This window comes from Streptomyces sp. NPDC026062 (genome assembly GCF_055568375.1).
Genome location: NZ_JBVHOQ010000004.1, coordinates 279009 through 303082 on the forward strand (window position 1 = coordinate 279009; position 24074 = coordinate 303082).

At 72.6% G+C, this 24074-nt stretch carries 1 protein-coding gene; it reads left to right on the plus strand.

Annotated elements, in window-relative coordinates; all coding sequences use genetic code 11:
- Positions 1-93 precede the first annotated feature (93 nt).
- Complete coding sequence (locus tag ACZ4LX_RS05830) at positions 94-24072, plus strand: non-ribosomal peptide synthase/polyketide synthase (RefSeq protein WP_467721098.1); 23979 nt, start codon at positions 94-96, stop codon at positions 24070-24072.
- Positions 24073-24074: the final 2 nt, after the last annotated feature.

Genomic DNA, 24074 nt, shown 5'->3' on the forward strand with positions numbered 1-24074 from the left:
CCGGCCAGCCGATCGCGTGACACCACCGCGGTCGGCGCGGCCCGGCACGCCCTGCGCGCACGCCTGCCCACACTTCTGGAGGTACCCCCCCCCATGTCCCGTCACGACGGAGACGTCCTTTCCCTGACCGCTGCCCAGCGGGAGATCTGGCTCGCCGAGCAGAGCTCTCGGACACCGATCCCGGGCTACCGGGTCGGTGAGTGCCTGGAGATCCACGGGCCGGTCGACCCCGAGCTGTTCGAAGCCGCCCTGCGCCGGGTGGTCGACGAGGTCGACGCCCTGCATGTGACCTTCGTCGACAACGGTGAGGGACCGCGCCAGATCCTCCGCGAGACCTGGGACTGGGCACCCGCCCACCTCGATCTGGCCGAGGAACCGGATCCCCGCGGGGCGGCCATGGACTGGATGGAACGGGACCTGACCCGTCCGCTGGACCTCGCCCACGATCCGCTGTTCGGCCATGCCCTGATCCGGCTGTCACCGACGGAGTTCCTCTGGTACCTGAACTACCACCACATCGTGCTGGACGCGATCAGCAGCTCCATGGTCCGGCAGCGGGTCGGCGAGGTGTACTCGGCACTGACCGACGGGGGCGAGGTGCCGCCCTGCCCGTTCGGCTCGCTGCGGGATCTCGTCGACAGCGACGCCGCCTACCGGGCATCCGCGGACTTCGAGACCGACCGCTCCTACTGGACGAAACGCTTCACCGACCTGCCCCCGGCGACCCGGCTCACCGGCACATCCGTGACCGACCCGCACCGGTCCCTGCGCGTGGCCGGGGAACGGGAACTCCGGAGCCCCGAGGCGCTGCGGGCGGCGGCGGGCCGGGCCGGAGTCCGCTGGTCCCGGCTGATGGTCGCGGCGACGGCGCTCTACGTCCACCGGCTGAGCGGCGCCCAGGACGTGGTGCTGGCCCTCCCCGTCACCGCCCGTCGAGGCTCGGGCGCCGGCCTCATGGCAGTGCCCGGCACCCTGTCCAACGTGGTGCCCCTGCGCCTGACCGTGCGACCGGACATGCCGTGGGGCGATCTCGTCTCCCAGGTGGCCCGGGAGGTCGAGTCCGCCGTCGCACACGAGCGTTACCGCAGCGAGGACCTGCTGCGCGACCTCGGCGCGCCCGGCAGCATCGGAACCGCGTTCCCGCTGATCGTCAACATCATGGCCTTCAACGCCCGGCCGAGCTTCGCCGGGCGCCCCGCCTCGGTGCACCACTTCGTGTCGGGGTCGACCACCGACCTGGCCGTCTGGGTCTTCGACTACCGGGACGGAAATCCCCCGCTCCTCCGGCTGCACGGCGCCCCGGAGGTGTACGGCGACGACGACCTCGCCGCGCACCAGCAGCGGCTGCTCGCCCTGCTCGACACCGTCGCGGACTGCGACCCGGACGAAGCCGTCGGCCGGATCGGCCTGCTCACGGCCGACGAGCACCACGAGGTGGCGGCCCTCGGCTCCGGCCCGACGGCAGCGGCTCCGACCGAGAGCCTGCCGGAGCTGTTCCGGGAGCACGTCCGGACGGATCCGCACCTCGCCGCGGTGGTGTGCGGCGAGAACTCGCTGACGTACGCGGAGCTGGACGCGCGGGCCAACCGGCTCGCCCATGCGCTGATCGCGCGGGGCGCGGGGCCGGAGCGGCTGGTGGCGGTGGCGCTGCCGAGGTCGGCCGAGCTCGTGGTGGCGATCCTCGCGGTGCTGAAGACCGGAGCGGCGTACGTCCCGGTCGACCCCGAGTACCCGGCCGCCCGGATCGCGTATCTGCTCGACGACGCCCGCCCGGCCCTGACGGTGACCGACGCCCGCAGCGGTGAAGGTCTGCCCGACGGGGGTGCGGGCGGGCGGCTGGTGCTCGACGAGCCGGAGACGGCCGCCCTGGTGGCGGGCTGCCCGGCCACCGATCCGATGGTGGCCGTCGACCCCGGCCACCCGGCGTACGTGATCTACACCTCCGGCTCCACCGGCAGGCCCAAGGGTGTGGTGGCGACCCACGGCGGACTGCTCGATCTGCTCACCGACCACCGGCTGGTGCAGTTCGCACCGCTGCTGGAGAAGCGGCGGCGGCTGCGGGTCGCGCTGACCACCTCGGTGTCCTTCGATGCCTCGTGGAACCAGCTGATGGCCCTCTTCGCCGGCCACGAGCTGCACGTCCTGGACCATGCGACCTGGACCGACCCCGAGGCCTTCGTCGAGTACGCGGCGTGCCGGGGTCTCGACTACGTCGAGGCCACCCCGTCCTACCTTCACGTCCTGGTCGCCCATGGACTGCTCGACCATCCGCGGGGCCGCCCGGCGCTGGTCGCGGCAGGTGGCGAGGCCGTCCCCGAGCAGCTCTGGGAGCGGTTGCGGGCTGTCGGCGGGGTCTCCTGCCTCAACCTGTACGGTCCCTCGGAGTGCACCGTCAACTCGGTGGCCGCCCCCACGGCATCGAGCCCGAGCCCGGTCATCGGCCGGCCCGTCACCAACGCCCGGCTGTATGTGCTGGACGCGGCGTTGCGGCGTGTGCCCTCGGGTGTGCCGGGTGAGCTGTACATCGCCGGTGCGGGACTGGCGCGCGGCTACCTGAACCGGCCCGGCCTCACCGCAGGACGCTTCATGGCCGACCCGTTCGGTGCGGACGGCACACGGATGTACCGCACGGGCGACCTCGTGCGATGGAACCCCGACGGCAACCTGGAATTCCTCGGCCGCACCGACGACCAGGTCAAGGTCCGCGGCTTCCGCATCGAACTCGGCGAGATCGAATCGGTCCTCACCGAACACCCCCAGGTCGCACGCGCCGCCGTCACGGTGCGCACCGACGAGGAACCCCTGCTGGCCGCCTACGTCGTCCCCGTCGAGGGACAGGCCGTCGCGGCCGAAGCGCTGCGGTCCCGGCTGCGGGAGCGGCTGCCCGAGCACATGGTGCCGTCGGCGTTCATGGTGCTGGACGCGCTGCCACTGACCCCGAACGGCAAGCTCGACCGGCGTGCCCTCCCGGCGCCCGGGCGGCAGCTCGTCGCACCGGGCCGGGCCCCGCGTTCCGCCGTGGAGCACCTGCTCTCCGGTCTGTTCGCCGAGGTGCTGGGCCTGGCTCAGGCCGGTGTCGACGACGACTTCTTCGCCCTCGGCGGGCACTCCCTGCTGGCCACCCGGCTGATCTCCCGGGCGCGGTCCGTGCTGGGCGTGGAGCTGAGACTGCGCGATCTGTTCGACGCGCCGACGGTGGCGGAGCTGGCGGCGGCGGTGGACGTCGCGGGCCGGGCGCGCCCGGCCCTGGTGCGGCGTGAGCGGCCCGGAACGGTTCCGCTGTCGTTCGCGCAGCGCCGGCTGTGGTTCCTGCACCGTATGGAGGGCCCGAGCGCCACCTACAACATTCCGCTGACTCTGCGGCTGTCCGGAAGCCTGGACCCGCACGCCCTGCAAGCCGCCCTGTCGGACGTGGCCGAGCGGCACGAGACCCTGCGCACCGTCTTTCCGGTGGTCGACGGCGTGCCGTGCCAGCGGGTGCTCGACCTCGACGCGGCACGGCCGCGGCTGCGGGTGACCGAGCTGGGCGAGCGCGAACTCCCGGACCGGTTGGCGGAGGCGGCACGGCACGGCTTCGAGCTCTCCGAGGAGCCCCCGTTGCGTGCCGAGCTGTTCCGGCTCGGCGCCGAGGAGCACGTGCTGTTGCTGGTGGTGCACCACATCGCCGGAGACGGCTGGTCGACGGGGCCGCTCTCACGGGACCTGGCGACCGCCTACGCGGCCCGGAGCGAGAACGTCAAGCCGCAGTGGTCGCCGCTGCCGGTCCAGTACGCCGACTACACCCTCTGGCAACAGGAGCTGCTGGGCGACGGCACCGACCCCGACAGCCTGCTCTTCGGTCAGCTCGACTACTGGCGGGCACAGCTGGCGGACCTGCCCGAGCAGGTCGAGCTGCCCTTCGACAGGCCTCGGCCGACGGCGATGTCCTACCGGGGCGCCCATCTTCCGGTGCACGTCGACGCCGAGCTGCACCAGGGCCTGCGTGAACTCGCGCGCGACGGCGGAGCCAGCCTCTTCATGGTGCTGCAGGCCGGTCTGGCCGCTCTGCTGGGCAAGCTCGGCGCCGGCACCGACATTCCGATCGGCACACCGATCGCGGGTCGCACCGACGAGGCCCTGGACGACTTGGCCGGCTTCTTCGTCAACACCCTGGTGCTGCGCACCGATCTGTCCGGCGACCCGTCGTTCACCGAACTGCTGGGCCGGGTGCGGGCCGGCGCGCTGGCGGCGTACGCGCACCAGGAGGTGCCTTTCGAGCATCTCGTGGAGGCGTTGAACCCGGCCCGGACGCTTGCCCACCACCCGCTGTTCCAGACCATGCTCACTCTTCAGAACGCACCGTCCGGTGCCTTCGACCTGCCCCATCTGCGGGTGGCGACCGATCTGGTCCACACCGGGACGGCCAAGTGCGACCTGACGTTCGTCCTAGCCGAACAGCCCGGTGAGGACGGGCTGTCGGGCGTGGTGGAGTACAGCACCGATCTGTTCGACGCGGCCACCGTCACCGGCATCGTCGAACGGTGGACGCGGCTGCTGCGCGCTGTCGTCGCGGATCCCGGCCGCAGGATCGGGCAGGTGGACGTACTGTCCGCCGACGAGCTCCGGGCACTGCTGCCGGCCGATGCCGGTCAGGACAGCAGGCTGCCCCGAAGCAGTCTGCCGGCCCTGTTCGAGCGGCAGGTGCGGGCCGCCCCGGACGCCACCGCCCTCACGGACGGCGCGGTCAGTCTGACGTACGGGCAGGTGAACGCCCGCGCCAACCGACTGGCGCACGTCCTGATCGACCGGGGGGTGGGGCCGGAGGACCGGGTGGCGCTGGCTCTCCCCCGTTCGGCGGAGCTGGTCGTCGCGGTGCTCGCGGTCCTCAAGGCCGGCGCCGCGTACGTACCGGTGGACCCGGAGTACCCGGCGGCCCGCATCGCCTATCTGCTCCAGGACACCCGGCCTTCGCTGCTCGTGACGACGAGCCGGACAGGGAAGCTGCCGGGGGCGGAGCACGTGGACCGGCTGCTGCTGGACGCCGACGACCTGACCGGACTGCCGGACGCGAACCCGGAGGTCGCCATCGACCCGGGCCAGGCCGCCTACGTCATCCACACCTCCGGCTCCACCGGTAACCCCAAGGGTGTGGTGGTCCCGCATCGCAACGTGGTGCGCCTGTTCGACACCACGCGGGAGCTTTTCGGCTTCTCCGCCGGGGACGTGTGGACCCTCTTCCACTCCTACGCCTTCGACTTCTCGGTGTGGGAGCTGTGGGGAGCGCTGCTGCACGGTGGCCGCCTGGTCGTCGTGGACCACGAAACCAGCCGCTCACCCGGCCGGTTCCTGGAACTGCTCGCCCACGAGCGGGTGACGGTGCTCAACCAGACGCCGTCCGCCTTCTACCAGCTGATGCAGGCGGACGCGGAAGCCCCGGAGACGGGCGGCCGACTCGCCCTGCGCACGGTGGTGTTCGGCGGTGAGGCGCTGGAACACGCGCGGCTGGCGAGCTGGTACGACAGGCACCCGGTGGACGAGCCGCGACTGGTCAACATGTACGGCATCACCGAGACCACGGTGCATGTCACCTACGCGGCGCTCGACGGGGCCGGCACCGCCGCCGGCCGGATCGGCACCGCCCTCCCGGACCTGCGGGCCTACGTGCTCGACAACGGCCTGCGTCCGGTGGCTCCCGGCGTGCCCGGCGAGCTGTACGTCGCGGGCGCGGGACTGGCGCGCGGCTATCTGAACCGGCCGGGCCTGACGTCCGGGCGGTTCGTGGCGGACCCGTTCGGACCGCCGGGAGCGCGGATGTACCGCAGCGGTGACGTGGTGCGCCGCTCGGCCGACGGCAGCCTGCGCTACGCCGGCCGGGCCGACCAGCAGGTGAAGGTGCGTGGCTTCCGGATCGAACTCGGTGAGATCGAGGCGGCGCTGGCCGCGCATCCGGGGATCGCCCAGGTCGCCGTGGTGTCCCGGCAGGACCGGGCCGACGACACCCGGCTGACCGCCTACCTCGTGCCGGCCGAGGGTGCCGCACCGGGCTCCGCCGACCTGCGGGCCCATCTGGGTGAGCGGTTGCCCGCGTACATGGTGCCCTCGGCGTTCGTCGTGCTGGACGCGCTGCCGCTGACCGTCAACGGCAAGCTGGACCACCGGGCCCTGCCCGCTCCGGGCTTCACCCGGGCGGTCGCCGCCCGGGCACCGCGCACTCCGCAGGAGCAGATCCTCTGCGAGCTGTTCGCGGAGGTCCTGGGGGTGGCGTCCGCCGGTGTCGAGGACGGGTTCTTCGAGCTGGGCGGGCACTCGCTGCTGGCCACCCGGCTCGCCGCCCGTATCCGCGCGACGCTCGGCGTGGAGATGCCGCTGCGCACCCTGTTCGAGGCGCCGACCCCGGCAGGTCTGGCCGCCGCCCTGGCGGCGGCCGGTCCCGCGCAGGCCGCCCTTGTCCGGCGCGAGCGCCCCCCGGTGATCCCGCTGTCGTTCGCACAGCGGCGGCTGTGGTTCCTGCACCAGTTGGAGGGCGCCGGTGCCAACTACCACATCTCCCTGGCCTGGCGGCTGTCCGGAGAGCTGGACCGGCAGGCCCTTGAGGCAGCCGTGGCGGATGTGATGGCCCGGCACGAGAGCCTGCGCACTGTCTTCCCCGCGGTGGACGGAGTGCCGCACCAGCAGGTGCTGGACGTGACGGCGGCCCGGCCTCGGCTGATCATGAGCCGGACCACCGAGGAAGAGCTGCCCGCTCTGCTGACGACGGCCAAGGCGCGCAAGTTCGACCTGTCGGTCGATGTGCCGTTGCGGGCCGAGCTGTTCGAGCTGACGCCGGACGAACACGTCGTCCAGCTGGTGCTCCACCACATCGCGGGTGACGGCTGGTCGCTGGGCCCGCTCGTGGAGGGCCTGACCGCCGCCTACGCGGCGCGTCGTCGCGGCGAGGCCCCGCAGTGGTCGCCGCTGCCGGTCCAGTACGCCGACTACACCCTCTGGCAGCACGAACTGCTCGGCGACGCGGCCGACCGGGACAGCCTGCTCGCCGGCCAGGCCGGCTACTGGACCCGGCAGTTGGACAGTCTCCCCGAGCTGATCCAGCTGCCCACCGACAGGTCCCGCCCGGCGGTCGCCACGCATCGGGGCGGCTCGGTGCTCGCCGGTCTCGACGCCGAGCTGCACCGTGGTCTTCGCGAACTCGCCCGCGCGCACGGGACCAGTCTGTTCATGGTGCTCCAGGCCGGTCTGGCGGCGCTGCTGAGCAAGCTCGGCGCGGGCGACGACATTCCGGTCGGCAGCCCGGTCGCCGGCCGGACCGACCAGGCGCAGGACGAACTGGTCGGATACTTCGTCAACACCCTCGTGTTCCGTACCGACACCTCCGGCGATCCGACGTTCGCCGAACTGCTGGGCCAGGTCCGGGACACCGCTCTGGCCGGGTATGCCCACCAGGATCTTCCGTTCGAGCACCTGGTCGAGGTCCTGAACCCGTCCCGGTCGCTGGCGCACCACCCGCTGTTCCAGGTGATGCTGGTACTGCAGAACGCGCCCCGGGCCGATTTCGCGCTCCCGGGGCTGCGCGTGGACGCCATGCCGTCGGCCTCCACCACGGCCAAGCTCGACCTGATCTTCACCATGTCCGAGCGGCACGCGGAGGACGGCTCCCCGGAGGGGATCGACGGTTCCGTCGAGTACGCCTGCGACCTGTACGACCCGGCCTCCGTCGAGACGATGCTCGGGCGGTGGGAGCGGTTGCTGCGCGCCGCTGTCGCCGATCCGGGGCAGCGGCTGAGCCGGATCGGTCTGCTCACCGCCGACGAGCACCGTGAGCTGACGCGGCTGGGTACCGGACCTGCGGTGGCCGCGGCGCCGGCCGAGATCCTGCCGGAGCTGTTCCGGGCTCAGGTGCGTGAGATTCCCGACGCCCTCGCGGTGGTGTGCGGTGATGTCTCGCTGACGTACGCGGAGCTGGAGGTGCGGGCCAACCGGCTCGCGCACGCGCTGATCGCGCGGGGCGCGGGGCCGGAGCGGCTGGTGGCGGTGGCGCTGCCGAGGTCGGCCGAGCTCGTGGTGGCGATCCTCGCGGTACTGAAGACCGGAGCGGCGTACGTCCCGGTCGACCCCGAGTACCCGGCCGCCCGGATCGCGTATCTGCTCGACGACGCCCGCCCGGTCCTGACGGTGACCGATGCCCGCACCCTCGGCCGGCTGCCGGACGGTGCTGCCGGGCGGCTGGTGCTCGACGAGCCGGAGACGGCCGCCCTGGTGGCGGGCTGTCCGGCCACCGATCCGATGGTGGCCGTCGACCCTGGCCACCCGGCGTACGTGATCTACACCTCCGGCTCCACCGGCAGGCCCAAGGGTGTGGTGGCGACCCACGGCGGCCTGGTCAACCTGTTCGCCAACCAGCGGCCGCTGTTCGCCCTGACCGGCAGGCGGATGCGGATGGGGCTGACCACCTCCGTGTCGTTCGACGGCTCCTGCGACCAGCTGTTCGCCCTGTTCGCGGGCCACGAGCTGCATGTCCTGGACGAGGCGACCTGGTCCGACCCGGAGGCCTACCTCGAGTACGCCGTGCGGGCCGGCCTCGACACGGTCGGCGGCACCCCTTCCTACCTTCGGGTCCTGGTCGAGCACGGTCTGCTGGACGACCCCCGGTGGCGCCCTTCGGTGGTCGCGCTGGGCGGCGAGGTCGTGCCGGAGCGGCTGTGGGAGCGGCTGAGGGCGGCCGAAGGAGTGCTCTCCCTGAACTACTACGGACCGTCCGAGTGCACGGTGGACTCGGTCTTCGCGCCGCTGGCGTCGAGTCCGCGCCAGGTGATCGGCCGGCCGTTCGGCGGTGTCCGGCTGTACGTGCTGGACGCGGCGTTGCGGCCCGTGCCCTCGGGTGTGCCGGGTGAGCTGTACATCGCCGGTGCGGGACTGGCGCGCGGCTACCTGAACCGGCCCGGCCTCACCGCAGGACGCTTCATGGCCGACCCGTTCGGTGCGGACGGCACACGGATGTACCGCACGGGCGACCTCGTGCGATGGAACCCCGACGGCAACATGGAATTCCTCGGCCGCACCGACGACCAGGTCAAGGTCCGCGGCTTCCGCATCGAACTCGGCGAGATCGAATCGGTCCTCACCGAACACCCCCAGGTCGCACGCGCCGCCGTGATGGTCCGTCAGGACGGTTCGCAGGGACCGCGTCTGGTCGCCTACACGCAGGCCGCCGCAGGGATCGAGCATCGGCCCGAGGACCTGCGGGCGCATCTGCGCAAGCGGCTGCCGGAGTACATGGTGCCGGCCGCGTTCGTCTCCCTGGACGCTCTGCCGCTGACGCCGAACGGCAAACTGGACCGGCGCGCGCTGCCCGAGCCCGAGTCCACCGCGACGGCAGTCGGCCGGGCACCGCACTCCCCTCATGAACACGTGCTGGCCGGGCTGTTCGCCGAGGTGCTGGGCCTGGCCCAGGTCGGTGTCGACGACGACTTCTTCGACCTCGGCGGGCACTCGCTGCTCGCTACGCGGCTGGTGGCCCGTGTCCGTACGACGCTGGGCGTGGAGCTGGCGCTGTCCGCCCTGTTCCGCACGCCGACCGTGGCCGGGCTGGCCGCCGGGCTGGGCGGTGCCGAACGGGCCCGGCTCGCCCTGGAGCGGGCAGAGCGGCCCGAGCTGGTGCCGCTGTCGCCCGCTCAGCGCAGGCTCTGGTTCCTGCGCCAGCTGGAGGGTGCGGATTCCGTCTACAACATGCCGCTCGCGTGGCGGCTCTCGGGGCCGCTCGACGTGGCGGCTCTCGAGGCAGCACTGAGCGATCTCACCGACCGGCACGAAACCCTGCGCACGGTCTTCCCGGCCATGGACGGCGTGCCCTGCCAGCGCGTACTCGCCACCGGGGAGGCAGGACCGAAGCTGTCGGTCGCCCCGGCGGACGAGCGGGCCCTGCCGGAACTGCTGGAGGCGGCCGCCGCGCGCGGTTTCGACCTCGCCACCGAACCGCCGTTGCGCGCCGAGGTCTTCGAGGTCTCCGCGCACGACCATGTGCTGCTCCTGGTGATGCACCACATCGCCGGCGACGGCTGGTCGCTCGGACCGCTGGCCGCCGATCTGGCCACCGCGTACGCGGCACGCCGCCAGGGCGGGGCGCCTGAGTGGGCGCCGCTTCCCGTGCAGTACGCCGACTACACCCTGTGGCAGCACGAACTGCTCGGCGACGCGGCCGACCGGGAGAGTCTGTTCGCCCGTCAGACCGGCTACTGGAAGCGGGCACTCGCCGACCTGCCGGAGCAGATCCGGCTCCCCGCCGACCGCCACCGCACCGCGACACCTTCCTGCTCCGGCGGCCATCTGGCGATCGAAGTGGACGCGGAACTCCACGCCGGCCTGGTCCGGCTCGGACGGGAGCACGGCGCCAGCGTGTACATGGTGCTCCAGGCCGGTCTGGCATCGTTGCTGGACAAGCTCGGTGCGGGCACGGACATCCCGGTCGGCAGCCTGATCGCCGGCCGGACCGACCAGGCGCTGGACGACCTCATCGGGTTCTTCGTCAACACCCTGGTGCTGCGTACGGACACCGGCGGCGACCCGTCCTTCGCCGAGTTGCTGGGCCGGGTGCGCGAGGGTGCGCTCGGCGCGTACGCACACCAGGACCTGCCGTTCGAGCAGGTGGTCGAGGCCCTCAACCCGTCCAGGTCGCTCACCCGCCAGCCGCTGTTCCAGGTACTGCTCGCGCTGCAGAACGTGCCCCGCACCGCGTTCGAGCTGAGCGGTCTGGACACCGAGATCGTCCTGGTAGGGACGCCGACGGCGATGTTCGACCTCGGCTTCCACCTGCTGGAGCGCACCGGGACCGGTGGGCCGGCCGAGGGCATCATCGGACGGGTCGAGTACAGCACCGACCTGTTCGACGCGGCGACGGTCGAGACACTGGTCGACCGGTGGCTGCGGCTGCTGGCGGCGGTGGTCGCCGATCCCGGGCGTCCGCTGAGCCGGATCGACGTCCTCACCGCCGAGGAGCGGCGCGAGCTGCTGGTCGCCCGCAACGACACCGCCTGCCCGGCTCCCGACGCCACCCTGCCCGCGCTGTTCGAAGCGCGGGTCCGGACGACGCCGGAGGCCCCGGCCGTGGTGTTCGAGGACACCGTGCTGACGTACCGCGAGCTGAATCTCCGGGCCAACCGCCTGGCCCACGCGCTGATCGCGCGCGGCGTGGGCCCGGAGCAGGTCGTCGCCCTGCGGCTGCCGCGTTCGGCCGAGCTGGTGGTCGCCGTCCTCGCGGTGCTCAAGACCGGCGGGGCGTATCTGCCGGTCGACCCGGACTACCCGGCCGCCCGCATCGGGTACATGCTGGAGGACGCCCGGCCGGCCGTGGTGCTCGACGACCTCGCGGCCGTGACACCGGCCGGGGAGCTGCCGGAGCACGATCCGGCTGTCCCCGCCGACGCCCGGCACCCTGCCTACGTCATCTACACCTCCGGTTCCACCGGCCGGCCCAAGGCCATCGCGATGCCCGCCGAGGGACTGCTGAATCTGCTGGAGTGGCACCACCGGAACGTCGGTGGCGAACCCGGCACGCGCACCGCGCAGTTCACCGCGATCAGCTTCGACGTGTCGGTGCAGGAAATGCTGTCGGCGCTGCTGTACGGCAAGACCCTGGTGGTGCCGACGGAGGAGCAGCGCCGCAGCGCGGAGCTGTTCGCCCGCTGGCTGGAACGGCACCGGGTCGAGGAGCTGTTCGCCCCGAACCTGGTGGTCGAGGCGCTGGCCGAGGCGGCCGAGGAAGCCGGGCTGGACCTGCCGCACCTGCGGCTGATCGCGCAGGCCGGAGAGGCCATGCGGCTGGGTGGCGCCCTGCGCCGCTTCCAGGCGAGCCGGCCCGGCCGGGTACTGCACAACCACTACGGGCCCGCCGAAACACATGTGATCACCGCCTACGCGCTTCCGGCCGACCCCGCCGACTGCCCGCTGCCGGTGCCGATCGGCCGTCCCATTGCCAACTGCCGTGCCTATGTGCTGGATTCGGCGCTGCGTCCGGTGGCCCCCGGTGTACTGGGCGAGCTGTATCTGGCCGGAGCGGGGCTGGCTCGCGGCTATCTGAACCAGCCCGGGCTGAGCGCCGGGCGCTTTGTCGCCAGTCCTTACGGTCCGGCGGGGTCGCGGATGTACCGCACAGGCGATCTGGTGCGCTGGCGTGCCGATGGCGAGCTGGAATTCGGCGGCCGGGTCGACCACCAGGTCAAGGTGCGCGGGTTCCGGATCGAGCCGGGCGAGATCGAGGCCGAGCTGACCGCGCACCCGGGTGTGTCGCAGGTCGCGGTGCTCGCGCGGGAGGACCGGATCGTCGCGTATGCCGTGCCTTCGGACACGACCGGGGCGAGCGGGGTGACTGCGGCGGCCCTGGCCACGTACCTGCGCGACCGGGTGCCGGAGTATCTGGTTCCGTCAGCGTTCGTGCTGCTCGACGCGCTGCCGCTGACACCGAACGGCAAGCTGGACCGGGCGGCGCTGCCCGCGCCGGAGCCGGGTCCGGCCGCCGGTGGCCGGGCTCCGCGCACGCCGCAGGAGCAGATCATGTGCGAGCTGTTCGCCGAGGTGCTGGGCCTTGCCTCGGTCGGCGTCGACGAGGACTTCTTCGCGCTGGGCGGGCACTCCCTGCTCGCGACCCGGCTGGTCTCGCGGGCCCGGGCGACCCTCGGGGTCGAGCTGGAGCTGCGCGCCCTGTTCCGGACCCCGACCGCCGCCGGACTGGCGGCCGGGCTGCACGACGCCGGAACCGCGCGGCAGGCCCTGGTGCCCCGGCCCCGGCGCGAAACGATGCCGCTGTCGTTCGCCCAGCGCCGGCTCTGGTTCCTCCAGCAGTTCGGGGCACCGAGCGCCACCTATCACATGCCGCTGGCCCTGCGGCTGTCCGGAGACCTCGACCGGGCCGCGCTGAGTGCCGCGCTCGTGGACGTGGTGGACCGGCACGAGACCCTTCGCACGGTCTTCCCGCACACGGGCGGCATTCCGCACCAGCGGGTGCTCGGTTCCGACGAGTTCGCCGTCCCGCTGACCGTGCGAACGGCCGGTGAGACGGAGGTGTCAGCCCTGCTCCATGAGGCAGCGGTGCGCGGCTTCGACCTGACATCGGAAGTACCTCTGCGGGCGACGCTGTTCGCGGTCGCGCCGGACGAGCATGTGCTGCTGCTGGTCATGCACCACATTGTCGGGGACGGCTGGTCGATGGGACCGCTCGCCCGTGACCTGGCCGCCGCCTACACCACCCGTCGGGGCGGTGTGGCGCCGCAATGGCCGCCGCTGCCTGTGACATACGGCGACTACACCCTCTGGCAGCACGAGATCCTGGGTGACGAGAACGACGCCGACAGCCTGTTCGCCCGCCAGGTCGCCTACTGGAAGCGGACGCTGGACGGTGTGCCCGAGCAGCTGCGGCTGCCTGCCGACCGGCCGCGCCCGGCCGCGATGTCGTACGGCGGTGATGTGCTGGAACTCCGAGTCGACGCCGAACTGCACGCGGCGCTGGTGGAGTTGGCACGGCGCTCGGGGGCGACCCTGTTCATGGTGCTGCAGGCGGCGCTGGCCGCGCTGTACACCCGGCTGGGTGCGGGTACGGACATCGCGATCGGGAGTCCGGTCGCGGGGCGCACGGACGAGGCGCTAGACGATCTGGTCGGTTTCTTCGTCAACACCCTGGTGCTGCGCACCGACACGAGCGGTGATCCGACCTTCACCGAGCTGCTGGGCCGGGTGCGCGAGAGCGCACTGTCCGCGTACGCGCACCAGGACGTGCCCTTCGAGCACCTGGTGGAAGCGCTGAACCCGTCGCGTTCGCTGTCCCACCACCCGCTGTTCCAGACCGGACTGGTCGTGCAGAACGCGCCGGGCGGCGCCTTCGAACTGCCGGGCCTGCATGTCTCCGGGATGGCCGTGCTCACCGGGACCGCGCGGCTCGATCTGACCTTCGGGTTCGCGGAGGAGTACGGCAGCGACGGCGAACCGGCCGGGCTCAGCGGTGCGGTCGAGTACAGCACCGACCTGTTCGACCGTGCGACGGTCGAGGCCCTGGCCGCCAGGTGGATCAGGCTGCTGGCCTCGGTCGCCGCCGCACCCGGCCGGCCGATCGGTGAGATCGGTCTGCTGTCCGCAGAGGAGAGCGGCGAGCTGCTGCCCGCCATCGAGGAGCAAGCGGCCGGAGCGAGCCTGCCCGAGCTGTTCGCCGCGCGGGTGGCGGCGGCGCCGGACGCGGTCGCGCTGGTCTGCGGCGAGACCGAGCTGACGTACGAACAACTCGACACGAGGGCCAACCGCTTCGCACACACCCTCATCGCCCAGGGCATCGGACCCGAACAAGTGGTGGCGGTCTCCCTGCCCCGCTCACCGGAATCCGTCGTAGCCGTCCTGGGCGTACTCAAAGCCGGAGCCGCCTACCTCCCGGTCGACCCCGCCTACCCCCCGTCACGCATCGCCTACATGCTCGACGACGCCCGCCCCGCCGCGGTGATCGACGACCCCGCCCAGGTGACCGGCAACGACCGGCCCGACACCGACCCCGGCATCCCCCTCGACACCCGGCACCCCGCCTACGTGATCTACACCTCCGGCTCGACCGGCCGGCCCAAGGGCGTCGTGGTGAGCCACTCCGGTGTGTCGGGCCTGGTGGCGGCGCAGGTCGACCGGCTCGGCGTGGCGCCGGGCAGCAGGGTGCTCCAGTTCGCCTCGCCCAGCTTCGACGCGTCCTTCTGGGACCTGTGCAGTGCGCTGCTCACCGGTGCCGCCCTGGTCCTCGCCCCCGCCGAGGCTCCCTTGGAAGCCCTGACGGACCGCCGGCTCTCCGTCACCCATGTGACGCTGCCGCCCTCGGCACTCGCCGCGCTGGACGGCACCGGACTCACGGCTGCCACCCTGGTGGTGGCGGGCGAGGCCTGCCCGCCGGAACTGGTGCAGCGCTGGGCACCCGGGCACCGGATGATCAACGCGTACGGTCCCACCGAGACCACGGTGTGCGCCACCATGAGCGACCCGCTGTCCCCGGGAGCGGGCGTGCCACCGATCGGCCGGCCGGTGGCGGGTTTTCGGACCTATGTACTGGACGAGCGGCTGCGCGTCGTACCACCGGGCGTGCCCGGGGAGCTGTACGTCACCGGTCCGGGTCTTGCACGCGGCTACCTGGACCGGCCGGGGCTGACGGCGGGACGGTTCGTCGCCTGCCCGTTCGGGCCGGCGGGCGCGCGGATGTACCGGACCGGCGACCTGGTGCGGCGTCGGCCCGACGGTGAGCTGGAGTATGTCGGCCGCGCCGACGACCAGGTGAAGGTCCGGGGCTTCCGCGTCGAACTCGGGGAAGTGGAGGCCGCGTTGGCCGAGCACCCCGCCGTCGCCGGGACCGCCGTCGCGGCCCGGGAAGACCGGCTCATCGGCTATGTGGTGGCCCGTCCCGGCCTGGCCCCCCGTCCTGCGGAGCTGGCGGCACATCTGCGCGAGCGGCTGCCGGACTATCTGGTGCCGGCCGTCTTCATGGTGCTGGACGTCCTGCCGCTGACGCCCAACGGAAAGCTGGACCGGGCGGCTCTGCCCGTGCCCGAGGCCGCTCCGGCAGGGAGCGGGCGGGCGCCGCGCACGCCGCAGGAGCAGATTCTCGCCGGGCTGTTCGCCGAGGTGCTCGACACGCCTCGGGTCTCGGTCGACGACGACTTCTTCGGCCTGGGCGGGCACTCCCTGCTCGCCACCAGGCTGGTCGCCAGGGTGCGCTCGGTACTCGGCGTGGAACTCGGGCTGCGCGCACTCTTCCAGACACCCACCGTGGCGGGCCTGGCCGGGGCGCTGGCCGAGGCCGGCCAGGCCCGCCCGGCACTCACCGTGTGCGAGCGGCCGGACACGGTGCCGCTGTCCTTCGCCCAGCGCCGCCTCTGGTTCCTGCACCGGATGGACGCCGCCGCCGCGACCTACCACATTCCGCTGGCACTTCAGCTCGACGGAACCCTCGACCGGCCCGCTCTGGACCAGGCGCTGGCCGATGTCGTGGCCAGGCACGAGAGCCTGCGGACGGTGTTCACGGAGGTCGACGGCGTACCGTGCCAGCGCGTGCTCGAACCGTCCTCGGTCCGACTCCGGGCCCGGACGGCCGAGGTGCCCCGGGCCGAACTGCCGCAGCGGCTCGCCGAGTCCGCCCGGCAGCCCTTCGACCTGGCGGCGGAGCCGCCGCTGCGGGCGGAGCTGTTCGTTCTCGCGCCTGACGAGCATGTGCTGTTGCTCGTCATGCATCACATCGCAGCCGACGGCTGGTCCACCGGGCCGCTGGCCCGTGACCTGGCCGAGGCGTACGCAGCCCGTTGCGAGGGCCGCACGGTGAGCCGGCCGGGCCTGCCCGTCCAGTACGCCGACTACACGCTGTGGCAGCGCGAGCTGCTCGGCGACGCCGCCGACCCGCAGAGCCGGTTCGCCGAACAGCTCGACTACTGGAAGCGGCAGCTGGCCGGCCTTCCGGAGCTGCTTCCGCTGCCCGCCGACCGTCCTCGCCCGGCCGTCGCCGGCTGGCAGGGGGACCACATCGGTCTGGAGCTCGGGCCCGAACTGCACACCGCGCTCGTGGAGTTGGCACGCAGTACAGGGACGAGTCCGTTCATGGTGCTGCAGGCGGCGCTGGCCGCGCTGTACACCCGGCTGGGTGCGGGTACGGACATCGCGATCGGGAGCCCGATCGCGGGGCGCACGGACGAGGCGCTGGACGATCTGGTCGGTTTCTTCGTCAACACCCTGGTGCTGCGCACCGACACGAGCGGTGATCCGACCTTCACCGAGCTGCTGGGCCGGGTGCGCGAAAGCGCACTGTCCGCGTACGCGCACCAGGACGTACCCTTCGAGCACCTGGTGGAAGCGCTGAACCCGTCGCGTTCGCTGTCCCACCACCCGCTGTTCCAGACCATCCTGGCCGTGCAGAACGCGCCGGGCGGCGCCTTCGAACTGCCGGGCCTGCATGTCTCCGGGATGGCCGTGCTCACCGGGACCGCGCGGCTCGATCTGACCTTCGGGTTCGCGGAGGAGTACGGCAGCGACGGCGAACCGGCCGGGCTCAGCGGTGCGGTCGAGTACGCCACCGACCTGTTCGACCGCTCGACGGTCGAGGCCCTGGCCGCCAGGTGGATCAGGCTGCTGGCCTCGGTCGCCGCCGCACCCGGCCGGCCGATCGGTGAGATCGGTCTGCTGTCCGCAGAGGAGAGCGGCGAGCTGCTGCCCGCCATCGAGGAGCAAGCGGCCGGAGCGAGCCTGCCCGAGCTGTTCGCCGCGCGGGTGGCGGCGGCGCCGGACGCGGTCGCGCTGGTCTGCGGCGAGACCGAGCTGACATACGAACAACTCGACACGAGGGCCAACCGCTTCGCACACACCCTCATCGCCCAGGGCATCGGACCCGAACAAGTGGTGGCGGTCTCCCTGCCCCGCTCACCGGAATCCGTCGTAGCCGTCCTGGGCGTACTCAAAGCCGGAGCCGCCTACCTCCCGGTCGACCCCGCCTACCCCCCGTCACGCATCGCCTACATGCTCGACGACGCCCGCCCCGCCGCGGTGATCGACGACCCCGCCCAGGTGACCGGCAACGACCGGCCCGACACCGACCCCGGCATCCCCCTCGACACCCGGCACCCCGCCTACGTGATCTACACCTCCGGCTCGACCGGCCGGCCCAAGGGCGTCGTGGTCGGTCACGGTGGTGTGGCGAGCCTGGTCGCCGGCCAGATCGAGCGCTTCGCGATCGAACCCGGCAGCCGGGTGCTCCAGTTCGCCTCGCCCAGCTTCGACGCCTCGGTGTCGGAGATCTTCACCGCGCTGCTGGGCGGCGCCACGCTGGTGCTGCCCCCCGCCGCCGATCCGCTTGCCGCGCTGACCGACCCGGGCCTCGGTGCCACCCATGTGACGGTGCCCCCGTCCGTACTCGCCGCAGTGCCGGACGGCGAGGTGACCGTATCGACCCTGGTGGTGGCGGGCGAGGCCTGCCCGCCGGAACTGGTGCAGCGCTGGGCACCCGGGCGCCGGATGATCAACGCGTACGGACCCACCGAGACCACGGTGTGCGCCACCATGAGCGACCCGCTGTCCCCGGGGTCCGAGGTGCCACCGATCGGCCGGCCGATCGCCAACGCCCGTGTGTACGTGCTGGACAACCGCCTGCGGCCGGTGCCGCCGGGCGTGACGGGCGAGCTGTACGTCGCGGGCGCGGGCCTTGCGCGTGGCTACCTGGGCCGGCCGGGGCTGACGGCGGGACGGTTCGTCGCCTGCCCGTTCGGTCCCGGTGAGCGGATGTACCGGACCGGCGACCTGGTGCGGCGTCGGCCCGACGGCCAGCTGGAATACGCGGGCCGCGCCGACGACCAGGTGAAGGTCCGGGGCTTCCGCGTCGAGCCCGGCGAGGTCGAGGCCGTCCTGGCCGAGCACCCCGCCGTCGCCGGGGCCGCCGTCGCGGCCCAGGACGACTCGCTCGTCGGCTACGTCGTCCCGCGCCAGGACACATCCCGGGACAACGGTCTGGAAGCGGACCACGTGGGTGAGTGGCAGGACGTCTACGACGCCCTTCCCATCGCTCCCGACGAAGCCGCCTTCGGCCACAACTTCGTGGGGTGGAAGAGCAGTTACGACGGTGCCCCGATCCCTGTCGAGCAGATGCGGGAATGGCGGGACGCGACCGTGTCCCGGATCCTGGCGCTGAAGCCGCGCCGGGTGCTGGAGGTCGGTGTGGGCACCGGTCTGCTGCTGTCGCAGATCGCGCCGCACTGCGAGACCTACTGGGCGACCGACTTCTCCGCCACCGCGATCGATGCCCTGACCGCCCAGGTCGCGAAGGAGGAGCGGCTAACCGGGCGCGTGGTGCTGCAGACCCGTCCGGCACACGACACCGACGGGCTGCCGGCCGGTGAGTTCGACACCATCCTGATCAACTCGGTGGTGCAGTACTTCCCGTCCGCCGAGTACCTCGCGGACGTGGTCGGAAAGCTGATGGCGCTGCTCGCCCCCGGCGGCGCGCTCTTCGTCGGGGACGTCCGCAACCTGCGGCTGCTGCGGCCGCTGACCACCGCCGTGGAGCTGCACCGGGCCGGCGAGGGCGCCGACCGCACGGCCGTGCGCCGCGCGGTGGAGCAGGCTCTCCGGGTGGAGAAGGAACTGCTGGTGGACCCGGACTTCTTCACCGTTCTGCGGGAGAGCGGCGCGGACATCGGCGCGATGGCCGTGGAGGTCAAGCGCGGCCGCCACCACAACGAACTGACCCGATACCGCTACGACGTGACGCTGCACAAGCCGTCCGTCGCCCCGAAGCCCCCGACCGGATCCGTCGAGCTGGCGTGGGGGCGGCAGATCACCGGGACGGCCGGGCTGCGCGATCTGCTCGCCCAGCCGCCCGCCGGGGTGCTGCGGATCACCGGGGTGCCGAACCGCCGTGTGGTGGGGGAAGCTGCCCTGGCCCGAGCGGTACGGGACGAGGACGGGCCGCTCACGGAACTGCTGGAGCGGCTGCACGCCCCGGCGGAGAGCGGCCTGCCCGACCCGGAGGACTTCCACGCCCTCGGGCGGGAGTTCGGCCGCACGGTGACCGTCACCTGGTCGGCCACCGCGGCCGACGCCATGGACGTCGTCCTCGCCGGTCCGCGGGAGCCCCACGGCTGGGCGGCCGACCCGGGCCGGGCGTCCGGTTCCTCCGGCCGGACGCTGTCCTCGCTGACCAACCGCCCGACCGGAAGCCGCGGCACCGGCGCCCTTCTCGGCGAACTCCGGGACTGGCTGCGCGGGCGGCTGCCCGACTACCTGGTCCCGTCGGTGTTCGTCGCGATGGAGGCGCTGCCGCTCACGGCCAGCGGAAAGCTCGACCGCCGCGCGCTGCCCGCCCCCGCCTTCGGTCCGGCCGCTGCCGGACGGGCGCCGCGCACCCCGCAGGAGCAGGTCCTCGCGGAGCTGTTCGCCGAGGTGCTCGGGCTGGCACAGGTCGGGGTCGACGACAGCTTCTTCGACCTGGGCGGGCACTCGCTGCTGGCGACCCGGCTGGCCTCCAGGGTGCGGGCGGCCCTCGGCGCGGAGCTGGAGGTCCGGACCCTGTTCGAGACGCCGACCGTGGCCGGACTGGCGGCGCATCTGGACGGTTCCGGAGCTGCGCGGCCCGCGCTGACCGCGCTGCCCCGCCCGGAGCGGCTGGAACTGTCCTTCGCCCAGCGCCGCCTGTGGTTCCTGCACCGGATGGACGGACCGAGCGCCACCTACAACATGCCGCTCGCGCTGAACCTCACCGGCAGCCTCGACCGGTCGGCTCTGCACGCCGCACTCGCGGACGTGATCGCCCGGCATGAGAGTCTGCGGACGGTCTTCCGCGAGACCGACGGCGTCCCGTACCAGGTCGTACTGAGCGCGGCGCGGGCGCACCCGGCGCTGCCGGTGACCGAGCTCGACGAGAGCCGGCTGGCCGAGCGTCTGGCGGTCACCGCCCGGCGCGGTTTCGACCTGGCCGAGGAGCCGCCGGTCCGGGCAGAGCTGTACGCACTCGCCCCCGACCGGCATGTGCTGCTGGTCGTGGTGCACCACATCGCCGCCGACGGCTGGTCGATGGGACCGCTCTCCGGCGATCTCGCGACCGCCTACGCGGCGCGCTGCCGGGGCGAGGAGCCGCAGTGGTCCCCGCTGCCGGTGCAGTACGCCGACTACAGCCGCTGGCAGCGCGACCTGCTCGGCGACGCCGCCGATCCCGACAGCCTCTTCGCCCGGCAACTGGACTACTGGAAGGGCGAGCTGGCCGGAATCCCGCAGCAGGTGCAGCTGCCCACGGACCGGCCCCGGCCGCCGGTGGCCTCCCAGCGGGGAGACCGGGTCGTGGTCCGGCTGGACCCGGAGCTGCACCAGGCTCTGCGGGATCTGGCCACCGCGCGCGGGGCCAGCATGTTCATGGTGCTCCAGGCCGGTCTCGCCGCTCTCCTGGACCGGCTCGGTGCCGGTACGGACATCCCGATCGGCAGCCCGATCGCCGGCCGTACCGACCAGGCGCTGGACGAGCTCGTCGGCTTCTTCGTCAACACGCTGGTGCTGCGTACCGACACCAGCGGTGACCCCGGCTTCGGGGAACTGCTCACCCGGGTGCGGCAGAAGGCGCTCGCCGCGTACGACCACCAGGATGTGCCCTTCGAGTACCTGGTCGAGGTGGCCAACCCGGTGCGTTCGCTGGCCCATCACCCGCTGTTCCAGATCATGCTGGCCCTGCAGAACGCGCCGCTCGGCGAGTTCGCCCTGCCGGGGCTGGAGACGGGCCACCTGGAGGCGCCGACCGGGACCTCCCGGGTCGATCTGACGTTCAGCCTGGCCGAGCGGTTCCGCCCGGACGGCGGCGCCGACGGGCTGGTCGGCGCGGTGGAGTACGCCACCGATCTGTACGACGCGTCGACCGTGGAGCTGCTGTTCGAACGCTGGGCCCGTCTGCTGCGCGCGGCGGCCGCCGATCCGGACCGGCCGATCAGCCGGATCGAGCTCATGTCCGATGCCGAACGCCACCAGTTGCTGTACGGCTTCAACGATACCGCCGCTGAGCTGCCGTCGGCCTCGGTGCCGGAACTGTTCGCGCGTCAGGTGCGGGCCAACCCGGACGCGGTCGCGGTCGTGGCGGGCGCCACCGAGCTGACGTACGCGGAACTCGACCTGCGTGCGGACCGCCTGGCGAGGGCCCTGATCCACCAGGGTGTGGGACCGGAGACTCCTGTCGCGGTCATGATGGACCGCTCCGCGGAGCTGGTCGTGGCGATCCTGGCGATCATCAAGGCGGGTGGCGCCTACGTACCGCTGGACTCCCGCTTCCCGTCCTCCCGGATCGACCTGATCATGCGGGAGAGCGGGGCCGCCCTGGTGCTCACCCCGGAGGTGTTCGCCGCGCTCGTACGGTCCGCGGCCGCCGGTCCGTACGACGCCGGCGTCCCCTGCGAACCGGGGCAGGTGGCGTACATCATGTACACCTCCGGCTCGACCGGGCGGCCGAAGGGCGTGGCCGTGACCCACGGGGACGTGGCGGGCCTGGCGCTGACGCCCGAGTGGCGTGGTGGCGGACATGAACGGGTGCTGATGCACTCGCCCACGGCCTTCGACCTCTCGACCTACGAGCTGTGGGTTCCACTGCTCAACGGCGGCCGGGTCGTGGTCGCCCCGCCCGAGCAGCTCGACCTCGACCTGCTGCAGCACACGATCGCCACGCACGGTGTGACCGGACTGTGGCTGACCGCCGGACTGTTCCGGCTGGTCGCCGAGGAGCGGCCGGGGCTGCTCGCCGGGGTCCGCGAGGTGTGGACCGGCGGCGACGTGGTCTCCCCCGCCGCCGCGGCTCGGGTGCTCGCGGCCTGCCCCGGCATCGAGGTGGTCAACGGCTACGGGCCCACCGAGGCCACCACTCTGGCCACCTGCCACTCGGTGCGCAGCCTCCCCGAGAACGCGGCGACCGTGCCGATCGGCGGGCCGATGGCGAACATGCGCACCTATGTGCTCGACGACAGGCTGCGGCCGGTGCCGGCCGGCATGGTCGGTGAGCTGTACCTCGCGGGGACGGGTGTGGCCCGAGGCTACTCCGGCCGCCCTGCGCTGACGGCCGAGCGTTTCGTCGCCGGCCCGTACGGGCCGGCCGGGAGCCGGATGTACCGCACCGGCGACCTCGCCTGGTGGCGTCCCGAAGGGACGCTGGAGTTCGCCGGCCGCGTCGACCACCAGGTCAAGCTGCGCGGTCAGCGGATCGAGCCCGGGGAGGTCGAGGCGGTCCTGGCGGGCTGTTCCGGCGTCGCCCAGGCTGCCGTGGTCGCCCGTGAGGACCGGCCGGGGGACAAACGTCTGGTCGCCTACCTGGTGCCCACTCCCGAGGGTGCGCCCGGGACCGCCGAGCTGTCCGCCCGGCTGCGCCGCGAACTGCCCGACTACATGGTGCCGGCGGCGTTCGTGTGGCTCGACGCACTGCCGCTGACCGCCAACGGCAAGCTGGACCGGGCCGCCCTGCCCGCCCCGGAGTACGGGGCGTCGGATGCCGGCCGCGGGCCCAGGACGCCGCAGGAGCAACTGCTGTGCGGCCTGTTCGCCGAGGTCCTCGGGCGGGAGCAGGTGGGCATCGACGACGGCTTCTTCGATCTGGGCGGGCACTCGCTGCTGGCCGCCCGGCTGGCCTCCCGGGTCCGCGAGACACTCGGCCTGGAGCTGGGGCTGCGCCTGCTGTTCGAGGCGCCGACCGTGGCCGGGCTCAGCGAACGCCTCGGTATGAACGGTCCGGACGACGCGCTGGATGTCCTGCTGCCGCTGCGCTCGACGGGGACGGAGACACCGCTGTTCTGTGTGCACCCCGGAGGTGGCATCAGCTGGTCCTACAGCGGGCTGCTGAACCATGTCGGTCCGCAGCACCCGGTGTACGCGATCCAGGCGCGCGGCCTGGGCCGCCCCGAACCCCTGCCGGCATCCTACGAGGAGATGGCGGCGGACTACGCCGACCATGTCCAGAAGATCCAGGCGGAGGGCCCGTACCTGCTGCTCGGCTGGTCCGCGGGCGGGCTGATCGCCCACGCGCTGGCCTGCGAGCTGCGGGCCCGCGGTGAGCGGACCGCGCTGCTGGCGATCCTCGACGCCTATCCGGTGAAGGACGTGCGGTTCGAGGAGGAGCCGGTGCCCACCGTCCGGGACGTGCTCGTCGGGGTGCTCGATGTCGACCCTGCCGAGCTGGACGACCAGGAGATCACCTACGCCGAGGTCGCGGAGGTCCTGAACCGGCGGGGCAGCGCGCTGGCCGGCCTGAACGAGCGCCAGGTGGAGGTGATCGTCCAGATCATGATCAACAACGCGAAGCTGGCGGTCGACTTCGTCCCCGGCAGGCACGACGGCGATCTGCTGCTGTTCAACTCCACGATCGACCGGGGCCACGACGACGCCGGTCCGCAGGTCTGGCGCCCGTACATCGACGGCCGGATCGAATCCCACGAGATCACCACCCGGCACGACCAGATGACCCAGGCGGGATCGCTGGCACAGATCGGGCCGATCCTGGCCGCCAGGATCGGCGAAGCCACGGGTGACACCACTTTTCCCCCTGCCGAAGCCACCGGCGATGCCGGTGACACCACCCTTTCCCCTCTGGAGGACTGACC

Excerpts from the sequence above, each read along its gene's own strand:
- ACZ4LX_RS05830 (WP_467721098.1), top strand. The coding sequence starts at position 94 with ATGTCCCGTCACGACGGAGACGTCCTTTCCCTGACCGCTGCCCAGCGG.